Origin of the sequence: Blautia sp. AF32-4BH, from assembly GCF_003460565.1 — a bacterium.
Taxonomy (GTDB): Bacteria; Bacillota; Clostridia; order Lachnospirales; family Lachnospiraceae; genus Fusicatenibacter; species Fusicatenibacter saccharivorans.
Map to the genome: position 1 here is coordinate 73,941 of NZ_QTVL01000002.1, position 12,012 is coordinate 85,952.

10 protein-coding genes are annotated in these 12,012 nt (G+C 50.3%); all 10 read right to left on the minus strand.

Annotated elements, in window-relative coordinates; translation table 11 throughout:
- Nucleotides 1–8 precede the first annotated feature (8 nt).
- On the minus strand, nt 9–1,091 hold the full coding sequence (locus tag DWZ44_RS03085; protein WP_117509641.1) for an FtsW/RodA/SpoVE family cell cycle protein: 1,083 nt from the start codon (nt 1,089–1,091) through the stop codon (nt 9–11).
- A 64-nt stretch (nt 1,092–1,155) separates the two neighbouring features.
- Complete coding sequence (gene murD, locus DWZ44_RS03090; RefSeq protein WP_055265769.1) at nt 1,156–2,523, minus strand: UDP-N-acetylmuramoyl-L-alanine--D-glutamate ligase; 1,368 nt, start codon at nt 2,521–2,523, stop codon at nt 1,156–1,158.
- Between the two features lie 19 nt (nt 2,524–2,542).
- On the minus strand, nt 2,543–3,499 hold the full coding sequence (gene mraY, locus DWZ44_RS03095; protein ID WP_055226954.1) for a phospho-N-acetylmuramoyl-pentapeptide-transferase: 957 nt from the start codon (nt 3,497–3,499) through the stop codon (nt 2,543–2,545).
- Nucleotides 3,500–3,739: 240 nt separating this feature from the next.
- Nucleotides 3,740–5,473: a peptidoglycan D,D-transpeptidase FtsI family protein gene (locus DWZ44_RS03100; RefSeq protein ID WP_055226956.1), complete on the minus strand. Its 1,734-nt coding sequence runs from the start codon at nt 5,471–5,473 to the stop codon at nt 3,740–3,742.
- Nucleotides 5,474–5,555: 82 nt separating this feature from the next.
- Nucleotides 5,556–7,610, minus strand: a complete 2,055-nt coding sequence (locus tag DWZ44_RS03105) for a peptidoglycan D,D-transpeptidase FtsI family protein (protein WP_055265771.1) — start codon at nt 7,608–7,610, stop codon at nt 5,556–5,558.
- A gap of 74 nt (nt 7,611–7,684) precedes the next feature.
- Nucleotides 7,685–8,194 carry a hypothetical protein gene (locus DWZ44_RS03110; protein WP_022461068.1) on the minus strand — a complete coding sequence of 170 codons (510 nt, stop codon included), beginning with the start codon at nt 8,192–8,194 and terminating at the stop codon, nt 7,685–7,687.
- Nucleotides 8,195–8,223: 29 nt separating this feature from the next.
- Nucleotides 8,224–9,162 (minus strand): 16S rRNA (cytosine(1402)-N(4))-methyltransferase RsmH, encoded by a 939-nt coding sequence (rsmH, locus tag DWZ44_RS03115; protein ID WP_055265773.1) that lies wholly within the window; start codon nt 9,160–9,162, stop codon nt 8,224–8,226.
- A gap of 29 nt (nt 9,163–9,191) precedes the next feature.
- Nucleotides 9,192–9,623: a division/cell wall cluster transcriptional repressor MraZ gene (gene mraZ, locus DWZ44_RS03120; protein WP_022461070.1), complete on the minus strand. Its 432-nt coding sequence runs from the start codon at nt 9,621–9,623 to the stop codon at nt 9,192–9,194.
- A 323-nt stretch (nt 9,624–9,946) separates the two neighbouring features.
- Nucleotides 9,947–10,822: a prolipoprotein diacylglyceryl transferase gene (lgt, locus tag DWZ44_RS03125; protein ID WP_055265775.1), complete on the minus strand. Its 876-nt coding sequence runs from the start codon at nt 10,820–10,822 to the stop codon at nt 9,947–9,949.
- Nucleotides 10,823–10,850: 28 nt separating this feature from the next.
- A complete protein-coding gene (ychF, locus tag DWZ44_RS03130) occupies nt 10,851–11,948 on the minus strand; it encodes a redox-regulated ATPase YchF (RefSeq protein WP_022461456.1) in 1,098 nt (365 codons plus the stop codon).
- Nucleotides 11,949–12,012: the final 64 nt, after the last annotated feature.

Genomic DNA, 12,012 nt, shown 5'->3' on the forward strand with positions numbered 1-12,012 from the left:
CCGCCTTTTTAATCGGTGTCCCTCGAGACCGACAGGGCAAGCCCCATCTCGCCGAGCAGAAACAACACGGAGGTGCCGCCATAACTTATAAAAGGCAGCGTAATGCCGGTATTCGGAATCGTATTTGTCACAACCGCGATGTTCAGAATCACCTGAAGCGCAATATGCCCCATAATTCCGCCCGCAATCAGTGCTCCGCCAAGATCCCGCGCATGGATCGAAATGACCATCAAGCGCCAGATCAGCACCGCAAACACGGCGATCACCAGGCAGGCGCCGAACAGTCCGCCCTCCTCACAGATAATCGAAAAGATCATATCATTCTGCGCTTCCGGTACAAAGCCAAGCTTCTGCAGGCCTTTTCCAAGCCCGCAGCCAAAGATTCTCCCGCTGCCGATCGCATAGAGTCCCTGAATGGTCTGGAACCCCTTCTCGTACGCCTCCGGGTTGCGCCAGATGGCAAGGCGTTCGAGGCGGTAGCTCTCCATCATCAGAAAAACGGCAATAAACCCGATGCCGGCGCCTCCGATTCCGAGAAACGGCAGGTAGCCCGGATGTGAAATAAAGATCAGAAATGCACAGATTCCGAGCAAAATAATCGCCGTACTTAAGTTATTGCTTCCGACAAGCGCTGCAATCGGCAGGGTGCACAGCACCGCCTTTGTCATAAACCAGAGACTGTCGGACCGGCCTTTCGTGTGCTCCATCACCCAGGGCAGGAAGAGAATCACCGCCATCTTGGCAAATTCCGAGGGCTGGAACGATAAGGGGCCAAGCTTTAACCACCGCTTCGAGCCGTTGTACTCACTTCCGAAAAAGAGCACCGCCGTCGAGAGCGCAAGGGAAGCCGCATAAAACCACGGTGCCAGTGCAAACAGCCGCCGGTAATCTATTTTTGCAACCGCATACATACCGATCACACCGAGCGCACTTGCAAAGAGCTGCTTCTTGAAATAATAAGCCGGGTCATGGAATCTGACCCGGCCGTTATACGCGCTGGCGCTGTACAGAATCACAAGGCCAAGGCCAAGCAGAATCCATACCGTCACCAGCAGCGTCCCATCTATTTTTTTCTCTTTTTCCTTCCGCATCCGCGCCACACCCGCCGTTCGCTCTTTTTCAGCTTATGCGGGATAGTTTCCTGATATGACGTTTTTACAGTGCTCTTACGTACTCCTTAAACAGCTCACCGCGCTGCTCATAGCTCTTAAACTGATCCCAGCTTGCGCAGGCCGGGGAAAGAAGAACCGCATCCCCTGCATTTGCCTTGTCGTGGCAGATCTGTACGGCTTCTTTTAAGTTGTCTGCCATGATAATGTCGTTGAATCCGACGCTTCTTGCCGCTTTTGCGATCTTCTCTTTCGTATCTCCGATCAGAACCAGGAAGCGTACCTTTCCATCGAATGCCTGAATCCACTCTTCGTAGGTGGACTGCTTGTCGTAGCCGCCGCCGATCAGCAGAGTCGGGCGGTTCATCGCCTGGATGCCTTTGATGGCCGCATCCGGATTCGTTCCCTTGGAATCGTTGTAATATGCCACGCCGTCCTTCTCGCAGACATACTCGATGCGGTGCTCTACCCCTGCAAACTCCTGAATGACTTTGCGGACATTTTCCATCGGCACGCCTGCATGAAGTGCCATCGCAGAAGCAACCATGACGTTTTCAAAATTATGTAAGCCGAGCAGTTTTAAGTCGTCGGTTCTGGTCAGAAGCTCTGTCTCGCCGTTCTTTGCAATGCGGATTTCGCCGTCCTGATAATAGATGCCGTCCTTTAACGCACGCAGACTCGAGAAGTACATCACCTGTACTTTCTTCTCTGCCATCAGTTTTTCGCCGAACGGGCGCAGGATTTCGTCCTCATAATTCAGCACACAGAGATCATCCATCGTCTGATTTTCGGTGATACACTCTTTCACGCGGATATACTCTTCCATCGTGTGATGGCGGTTCAGATGATCCTCGGTAATGTTTGTGATCGCACTTGCCGCCGGATGGAACTCTTTGATGGTTTCCAGCTGGAAGCTGCTGATCTCGGCAACCGTTACGGTATCATCTGTCGTGTCGAGTGCTGCGGATGTGTACGGGGTTCCGATGTTTCCGACCACTTTTACTTCCGGCTGATATGCTTTCATGATCTCGCCGAGCAGCGATGTTGTGGTGGTCTTTCCGTTAGTACCGGTAATCGCAAGCACTTTTCCGCGGCTTACCTGATACGCCAGCTCCACTTCACCGATGACCGGGATCTCTTTTTCTTTCATTTTAAGGACAACCGGCAGATCCGTCGGAACGCCCGGGCTTAAAACGACAAGATCAAGGCTGTCGAGCATCTCCTCCGGGAGCTCGCCTAAGACAACTTCCACGCTGTCACGGCTCTCTAATTTTTTTAAGATTTCTTCTTTTTCGAGTTTGTCATTTCCATCGTAAAGAACGACAGAAGCACCTTTCTTGTGCAGCAGATCCTCCGCTGCAATTCCACTCTTTCCGGTTCCGAAAACCAGTACTTTTTTTCCTGCGAAAATCATGTTTGATTACCTCCATATTTTAAAGCCCCATCAATGCGATCAGGCATAATATCGCTGTGATTGTAGCAAACACCGTCACAATCTGTGTCTCCGACCAGCCCATCAGCTCGAAATGGTGATGGATCGGCGTCATCTTGAAGATCCGTTTTCCCTTCGTCAGTTTGAAGAATGACACCTGCAGGATCACAGAGAGAATCTCCATCATATAAATGAATCCCACAAGCGGCAGAAATAAGGGGAGACGTAAGAAACACGCCATTCCCGAGACGAAACCGCCGAGTGCCAGACTTCCTGTATCGCCCATAAAGACGCGGGCAGGAAATACATTGAATACCAGAAACCCAAGCAGACTCCCGATAACCGCAAGCGGGGACGGGGAAACACCGTTTCCGAGGCCGATCGATGCCACGGAAAAGAAAACAGCATTTAAAATCGTCACACTCGCCGCCAGCCCGTCAAGGCCGTCGGTAAAGTTGACACCGTTGACCGTTCCAAGAATCACAAAGGCGAGAAACGGAATCGTAAAAATCCCTGCGTCCAGCTCTTTGCCTGGAAGGAACGGAATGCGCATCCGGAGGGAAATTCCGGAAAAACGCGCCAAATACCACAGAAAGACTGCTGTAATCACTGCCTGCAGTGCCATTTTCTGCTTCGGGTACAGCCCGTCGCTGCGGTGCAGCACGACTTTCAGATAGTCATCGAGAAAGCCGATCAGGCCAAAACCAAGCGTCAGAAACAGCACCGGAACCACTTCCGCTCCCTCTTTCCGGAAAAGGAGGGAAACTGCGGTAAACGCCGCCAGAAACATCACGCCGCCCATCGTCGGGGTTCCCGCTTTTTTCTGGTGGCTCGGCACACCCTCTTCCCGCTCCTTCTGCCCCGCTTTGACTTTTCGCAGAAACGGGATCAGAACCGGCCCCAGCGCCAGGCTGATGCCAAAGGAAAGAAGAACCGGCAGGATCATTTCTCTTTTCATAGACGCACCTCTTCCTTTTTGTACGGATTGTGTACGGAACAGGCATGTCAAAATATTTTCTCCAGCCTATTCAGTATATAGCTTTTTGTTCTGTTTCGCAACCTTCTTTTATAATCCAAGTTACGGTTCGCTCAGCAGTGAAACACTTGCTGTTTCGCTGCGTAAGAAAGTGATTCAGGTGTGAGCAGCCCTCCTTTTGCGAAGCAAAACTTTAAATGAGGGCTGCGAAGGACACAATTCTCAGGTTTCCTGAGAATTGTGTCCAATACCGAGATACGGAAGTACATTGGAAAAGATATCGCGGATCACCGGCGCGCAGATCGTTCCGCCGTAGTAGACGCCCTGCGGATTGCGGATAATGCAAAGCCCCAGCACCGTCGGATGCTCCGCCGGGGTGAAGCCGAGGAATGAGGAAATATAGCGGTTGGCGCTCCGCGGAAGTGTCTGCGAAGTTGCCGTCTTTCCGCCGATGGAATATCCCTCGAGGTACGCATTCTTTCCAGACCCTTCTGAAACGACGCTTTCCAGAATTTCGCGCACCGTCCTGGAAGTTTCTTCCGAAAGAACCCCTTCTTTTTCCGGAAAATTCAGATGCTTTACAACATTTCCTTCTTCATCGAGCACATCCGTTGCGACATGCGGCGTCACCATTTTTCCGCCGTTGACGAGCGCAGAGACCGTCGCCGCCAGGCGGATCGGCGTGATCTGGAAGGACTGGCCGAATGCCATCGTCGCAAGCTCAACCTCTCCGATGTTTTCCTCCTTGTGCATAATCGTCGATGCCTCGCCCGGCAGATCGATCCCCGTCTTTTCCATCAGGCCGAAATTCCGGAAGTAATCACAGAACTTTTCCACACCGAGCCGCAGCCCCACTTCAATGAACACCGGGTTGCACGAGTTCTGCGCGCCCTGCACGAAGTTTTCGGCTCCGTGTCCCGTCCGCTTGTGGCAGTGGATCCGGCGGTCCTCCACGATTTTGTAGCCGGGACAGAAAAACGAATCGTTCGGCGACACAACGCCCTCCGAAAGTCCCGCCGACATCGTGATGATCTTAAAGGTAGATCCCGGCTCGTACGTATCGTTGATGCAGGCATTCCGCCACATCTGGTTCAGCAGATCCTGAATTTCTTTTTCCGAAAGTCCCGTTGTATCCTGCTGCAGCGTGAACGGATCGTTGAGGTCGAACTCCGGCACATTGACACAGGCATAGATTTCTCCGTTCTGCGGATTCATAAGAAGAATCGAGACGCTGTCCGCCTGTTTTTCTGCCATCGCCTTTTCCGCTGCCTGCTGGCAGTACGCCTGGATATTGACATCCAGGCTGACCTTTAAGTCCCTTCCCGCCACCGGCTCCTGGCGGCTCTCCCCGATGCCGTTCTGCTCAATCCCGCGCGCATCCGTTGTCGTCAGGATTTTTCCGTTGATTCCTTTTAAAATTTCCTCATATTCCACCTCCAGCCCGATGATGCCCTGATTATCGCCTCCGGTGAAGCCGATAACGCGCGACGCCAGCTTCCCTTTGGGGTAATACCGCTTGAAATCCTCATCCACTTTTACCCCCGCATATCCGTACGACCGGATGGTATCACCCGTCTTCTTGTCCACATTCGTCTTGACACGCTCGATTGAAGACCGCTTCTCCACGCGTTTCCGCGCCGTCTCCTCCGAAATTCCAAGCTCTTTTACCAGCATCGCAATCACCGCCTCCGGCTCCTCGATCTGGCTGTGGATCACGGAAATCGTACAGACCGTGCGGTTTGCCGCGAGAACTTCCCCGTTTGCATCAAGAATCCGGCCGCGCGCCGCCTTGATCCCGCGCTCCCGCTCGTGCAGATCATCCGCCTTCTCGGAATAATAGACGGACCGGAACACACACAGATACACCAGCCGCCCGGCAAGTCCGACCATCATTCCCATGCAGAGTACCCACAGAAGAACCGTCTTTTTCCGGTGATACGTTTTGTTTTTACGCATAGAATACCCCATAGCCGAATCCATTATGATAACACTATATGGAAACTGCTATGGGGTTATGTCTTTTGTTTTTTATGTTTTTTTACTCTTCATTGATGAGATCCAGCTCGGCGTTTGTCAGACCGCCGTTCTCGATATTGCTGTTTTCAGCACTGTTTTCCGTATCGTCTTCCTGTACCGGTGCCGCTACGTTTGGATCATCCGTTCCGGTCTCGGAGCCTTCGCCCGTCACACCGTCCGTATCATCCGGGAATACGTTCAAATACGGCAGCAGTTCTGTGTAGATCTCTTTTACGATCTCCTGTGCCAGCACACTGTTCGCCTGATTTTCTACATCCGGCTCGTCCACAATCGCATAAACAACAGCTTTCGGATTTTCTACCGGTGCAAATCCGATAAAGGAAACGAGATATTTTCCATTGCCTCGCGGATACTTCTGTGCAGTACCTGTTTTTCCTCCCATCGTGTAACCGGCAACCTTTGCACTCTGGCCGCTTCCATCGGTCACGACTCCCTGGAGGAAACTTCTCATTTTATCGCTGATTTCCGCGGAAACCGTCTGACGCACCAGATTCGGCTCATTGCTCTCAACAACGGCTCCTGTGCTGTCCGTGATCGTCTTCATCACATGCGGCTGGTAATAATTGCCTCCGTTGATCAGAGAGGAAAACGCAGCTGCCTGCTGTACCATCGTCACGGTATAGCCCTGTCCGAATGTACTCGTTGCAAGCTCGGTCGGTCCCATAGTATCCTCCGTGTGAACCAGGCCGTACGCCTCACCCGGCAGGTCAATTCCTGTCAGACTGCCGAAACCGAAAATATCCTGATAGCGGAGAAATTCCGCTGCTCCCATCTTCTGTCCGATCTGCATCATACCAGCGTTGCAGGAGTTTTTCAGTACATCGGCCGGTGTCTGTACGCCATGTGTTCCCGGATAAGCTCCGCAGCGGATCATCTGCCCTGCAATCGTCTCAAACCCCTCACAGTCAAACAGGGTATCATCATCGATTACATCGAGGGAATATGCCGCCGCCACGTTCATCGGTTTTGCCGTGGAACCTGGCTCATATGCATCGGAAATACAGTAGTTTTTCCAGATGGCACTCAAAGCCTCCATTGTCTCGTTATCGTTCATCGCATCAATTTCTTCCTGCGAATAGAACTGTGTCAGATCTCTTGGATTGTTCAGGTCATACCAGTCGGAAGAATCCATACCAAGAATCTCTCCATTGTTCGGATCCATCACGACAACGCCGATATTCTTTGCCGCTTTTGTCTGACGGTTCGTCTCAGTGTCCGATTCGTCCGCGCCGTTCTGGACATGAATCCGCTCATTGTAATTCTCGATCGCCGTGCGGATGATCTTCTGAATATTTACATCAATCGTCGTAACCACGTTTTTGCCCGGCTGCGCCTCGATGATCGTCTGTTCCATATCCGCATCTTCGTTGTAATAGCCGAACTGGCGGCCATTCACGCCATTTAAGATACTGGAATAATACCCTTCGATTCCCCAGTCTGCCGTGTCTCCTGAATACGTAAAGCCGATCAGATCGCAGGCAAGTGAATTTAACGGATACGTTCTGTGGTAGGATTCCTCGAACCAGACGCCGCGGATGTTGGCACGGTATGCTTTTTCCGCCTGCTCGTTCTCATCGAGCTCCTTGTTCTTTTTGTCCGCGTACTCGTCCACATAGGCCTCAAACGCTTTTTTCGCGTCCATCGAGACCTCTCTGGCGAGAACCTGGTACTGGCTTTCTTTTGTCGTTTCGCCGGTCAGACGATCCCGGATATCCGTCTCGTCGAGTCCGAAGTATTCAACCAGTGCTGCTACGGTCGGATCGACGTACGGATGGGTATCGTTCTTTTCTTCATCTTTTACCGTCGTATTGGCAAGTTTACAGTCGAGAATAACGTTGTAAACCTTCTCACTCGTTGCCAGAATCGTTCCATTCCGGTCGGTGATACTTCCCCGCTGGAATGGAATTGTCCTGCTGTCGTAGGACTGCTGCGTCTGGCTTAAAACCTGTCTTTCGTATTTTTCTCCCTTTGTGGCATTCACATACGTAATGTCAATCGCTAAAGCAACAAAAACCAGCATCACTCCCAAAAAGAGTGCTACCAGTTTTCTGCTCATACGCCCACTTGTCTTCCGTCTCCGGAATGCCCCGCTTCGTTTTTTATTTTTTTTCTGTTTACTCACGTTTTCACCTATTTCGCATCCGGAACATCCTGATACTGTCTCACATAGCTGTTTTCTGAATCATCGAAATAAATTACCTGGGACTCATCTGCATATTTCATGCCGAGCCGGTTCTGTGCTGCTTCTTTGACTGCCTCAAGATCTTCGGAGGCAACCGTTGTATTGTAATAGGCGTCATTGTCCGCCTTCAGATCGCTCAATTCTTTTTCTTTGCTGGTAATGTCTTCCGCCTGCGTGGTAACCACGGTCTGCAACTTGACATACGCAACACACGCCGCGATACACAGTGTGCAGACAATGGCAAGAAAAACAGCGTAGCCCGCGCTGATCTGTGTCGCCCGTGCCCGGTTTCTTCTTGTCTGGCTGCTCACACCCGATTTCAGAGGCCGTGCTTCTTTTGGTGCTTCCTGCGGCTGTGCTGCAAGACGCCGTACCGCACTTCCGTCCTCAAACGTATCTGGCGTATAACGTTTCGTTCTATCTGTCGAATTTACCCTTCCATCTGCCCGTCTGGCCATAACTTCTCTGTCTCCTTCGTGCCGAGCCGTCACACTTTTCGTTCAAAGACGCGCAGTTTTGCGCTCTTGGAACGGGGATTTGTTTCCATTTCCTCTTCTCCCGGCAAGATCGGTTTCCGAGTTACTACGGTTCCCTTGGACTTCTTTCCGCATACACAGACCGGAAATTCCGGCGGACACGTACATGGATGCTCGTTTTTTCTGAAAATGTTTTTTACGATACGGTCTTCCAGAGAATGAAAGGTGATGACACAAAGTCTTCCACCGTCATTTAAGAGATCAATCATGCCGTCCAGTGACTCCGACAGAACGGTAAGTTCCTGGTTCACTTCGATACGGATTGCCTGAAAGGTTCTCTTGGCCGGATGGCCGCCCGTCGCCCTTATTTTTGCCGGAATCGAGCGCTTGATGATTTCGATTAACTCCCCAGTTGTTCGAATCGGCGCCTGCTGCCGGCTTACGCATATATTGTGTGCAATTTTTCTTGCAAAACGCTCTTCTCCATATTCATGGAGAATACGCGAAAGATTCTCTTCACTGTAATCGTTCACGACTTCGTACGCGGAAAGAGCATTTCTCTGATCCATCCGCATATCCAGCGGAACATCCTCACGGTATGTGAATCCACGCTCTGCATTATCCAGCTGATAGGATGAAACTCCAAGATCCAGCAGGATTCCGTCTACCCCGGTGACTCCGATTTCGGCAAGACGCGGAACCATATCGCAATAATTGCTGCGGATAATCGTGACCTGGTTCTGAAATGGTTCCAGGCGTTTACCCGCAGCAGCTATCGCAGCTTCGTCCTGATCTATGCCTATTAATCTCCCCGTGGCAGATAAGCGCTCACATATATGACTGGAATGTCCAGCGCCTCCCAACGTCCCGTCCACGTAGATTCCGTCCGGTTTTATCTTAAGGTTTTCAATGGTTTCCTTCAGTAATACTGATGTATGCGAAAATTCCATGGTCATCTCCTGTATCCCAACGAAACAGATCAGATCACAATGCCCATCTCTTCCATTGATTCGGCGATGGCATCCATATCATCATAATTGCTGTTTTCGTTCCATTTTTCCTTGCTCCAGATTTCAATCCGGTTGATATTTCCGGTAAGGACTACATCTTTTTCCAGACCAGCAAATTCCCGCAGCGTTGCCGGTACGAGAATCCTCCCCTGCTTGTCCAGTTCACATGACGTAGCACCTGCTACAAAGAAACGGGAAAAAGTTCTGGCGTTTTTGTTTGTAAGTGGTAAGGCTCTCAGCTTCTCTTCAAAGGCAGCCCATTCGTCGTTTGGGTAAATGGAAAGGCATCCGTCCAATCCCTTCGTCAGTACAAACTCTTCTCCCAGCTGTTCTCTGAACTTGGACGGTATGATCAATCTTCCCTTCGCGTCAATCGTATGACTGTACTCTCCCATGAACATAATGAAAACCCTCTTATCACCTGAAATGGCGGTCTCCCCACGCACCACTTCATGTATCGCGCCGCAGCCAGACTGCCACATCCGCTCCACAACGCACCACTTTTCACCACTTTCTACCACTTATATTTTTATTCTATATCAACTCAGGGAAAATAGCAAGGTCTTTTTTCTATTTCATTTTTAAGATTTTCCCCAAAATGCAACATTTTTATGCGCATTTTCCGCCTTTTTTATACCAATTTTGTATCAAAAAAGAGAAAACCTTTTTTGCCGGTTTTCCCCTTTTCTGTATTTTTATTCTGTTTTTTTCACTGGTTTTATCCTTAAGAATGGGCTGTCTCCCCACCGGATGATAATTTTTTTCGTTTCCATACCACCAGGATGGTACATCCCACCACAAGGCACCCCGAAAGGAGCTGGGAAACCGGAAGTCCCACCACCGGAAGCAGAAGCTGGTCGGTGCGGAGTCCCTCGATCCAGATTCTTCCAAGGCCATATCCTATCAGATACATCAGGAACACTTCGCCGTTAAATTTTTTTCTTTTCCGAAACCAGAAAAGAAAAAGCAGGACACCCACATTCCATAAACTTTCATATAAAAAGGTGGGATGCACCTGAATATACTCGACGCCGTTTACCGTCACCACATGATCCCACATTTTCTGTGTGATTTCATTGGCACGGACCGCGGAAACCGGAAGCTGCATCGCAAACAGGTTGTTAGTGTAGTCACCGAATGCCTCACGGTTAAAGAAGTTTCCCCACCGTCCCATAATCTGACCGAACACGATGCTCATGCTCGCGGTATCCATCAGAAGGCTGAAGTTCTGTTTCTTCTTTCTGCTGTAAATCACCACCGCAATGCAGGCACCGATGATGCCGCCGTAGATGGCAAGTCCGCCCTGGCGGATGTTGAAAATACTCAAAAGATCATCCTTATAATAGTCCCAGGCAAATATAACGTAGTAAATCCGTGCCCCGAGAATACCGGCTGCGATGCCGATCATCGCAAGATCGAGGTACTGCTCCGGGTTCTGCCCCGTCCGCTTTGCCTCTCTTTGGGCAATCCAGATCGCAATCATCATACCGGTTACGATCACGATGCCGTAATAGGCGATGGAAAATCCGAAAATACTGATGCTTTTTCCCACATGGTCGAGATAGATCCCGAGATTGGGAAAATTAATTTCCATATCCATAACTTATATTCTCTCTTATTATTACTTATCAAACGTTGAAACGGAACAGGATGACATCGCCGTCGCGGACAATGTAATCTTTTCCTTCCATACGCACAAGGCCTTTCTCTCTTGCTCCTGCGTAGGAACCGCAGTCGAGCAGATCCTGATAATTGACAACCTCGGCTTTGATGAATCCTCGCTCGAAATCGGTGTGGATTTTTCCGGCTGCCTGCGGTGCTTTTGTTCCGACTTTGATGGTCCATGCACGGGTCTCATCCTCTCCTGCTGTAAGGAAGCTCATGAGGCCGAGCAGACGGTAGCTTGCTGCGATCAGTTTTTCCAGGCCGGACTCGGTAAGACCAAGATCCTCGAGGAACATTTTTTTCTCATCCTCTTCGAGTTCGGAAATTTCTGCCTCGATCTCGGCGCAGATGACGAACACTTCGCTGTTGTGCTCTTTTGCATACTCACGGACAGACTGTACATAAGAGTTGTTTGCGCCGTCGTCTGCGAGATCATCCTCTGCTACGTTCGCTGCGTAGATGACCGGTTTGCTGGTCAGAAGGTTGTACTCTGCGATCCATTTTTCCTCGTCCTCGTTCTGCAGCTCCATCAGGATGGCATCTTTTCCGTCTTCCAGCAGTTTTTTCAGACGCTCCTGGAATTCGAGCTCTTTTGCCGCCTCTTTGTCCATTCTTGCAGATTTTGCAGTTTTGGAAATACGGCGCTCGAGTACTTCAAGGTCGGCGAAGATCAGCTCAAGGTCGATGGTCTCGATATCACGGAGCGGATCAATGCTGCCGTCTACGTGGATAACGTTTGGATCCTCAAAGCATCTGACAACGTGAACGATAGCATCTACCTCACGGATATTGGCAAGGAACTGGTTTCCAAGTCCCTCTCCTTTGGATGCACCTTTTACAAGACCTGCGATGTCAACGAACTCGATGACAGCCGGTGTTACTTTCTTGGACTGATAGAAATCTCCGAGCTGCTGCAGACGCTTGTCCGGAACCGGCACGATGCCGACATTCGGGTCAATGGTACAGAACGGATAGTTTGCGCTCTCTGCTCCTGCTTTGGTCAGGGAATTGAAAAGTGTACTTTTTCCGACGTTCGGAAGGCCCACGATACCTAATTTCATAGTAATCTATATCTCCTTTGTTTTTATTTTTCGCTTCTTTTTCTGTTCGGGTTCTTTTTATGCA

Bases quoted from the DNA above. Each gene is read 5' to 3' on its own strand.
- DWZ44_RS03085 (WP_117509641.1), bottom strand. From the start codon at position 1,091: ATGCGGAAGGAAAAAGAGAAAAAAATAGATGGGACGCTGCTGGTGACG.
- murD (WP_055265769.1), bottom strand. From the start codon at position 2,523: ATGATTTTCGCAGGAAAAAAAGTACTGGTTTTCGGAACCGGAAAGAGT.
- mraY (WP_055226954.1), bottom strand. From the start codon at position 3,499: ATGAAAAGAGAAATGATCCTGCCGGTTCTTCTTTCCTTTGGCATCAGC.
- DWZ44_RS03100 (WP_055226956.1), bottom strand. From the start codon at position 5,473: ATGCGTAAAAACAAAACGTATCACCGGAAAAAGACGGTTCTTCTGTGG.
- DWZ44_RS03105 (WP_055265771.1), bottom strand. From the start codon at position 7,610: ATGAGCAGAAAACTGGTAGCACTCTTTTTGGGAGTGATGCTGGTTTTT.
- DWZ44_RS03110 (WP_022461068.1), bottom strand. From the start codon at position 8,194: ATGGCCAGACGGGCAGATGGAAGGGTAAATTCGACAGATAGAACGAAA.
- rsmH (WP_055265773.1), bottom strand. From the start codon at position 9,162: ATGGAATTTTCGCATACATCAGTATTACTGAAGGAAACCATTGAAAAC.
- mraZ (WP_022461070.1), bottom strand. From the start codon at position 9,623: ATGTTCATGGGAGAGTACAGTCATACGATTGACGCGAAGGGAAGATTG.
- lgt (WP_055265775.1), bottom strand. From the start codon at position 10,822: ATGGATATGGAAATTAATTTTCCCAATCTCGGGATCTATCTCGACCAT.
- ychF (WP_022461456.1), bottom strand. From the start codon at position 11,948: ATGAAATTAGGTATCGTGGGCCTTCCGAACGTCGGAAAAAGTACACTT.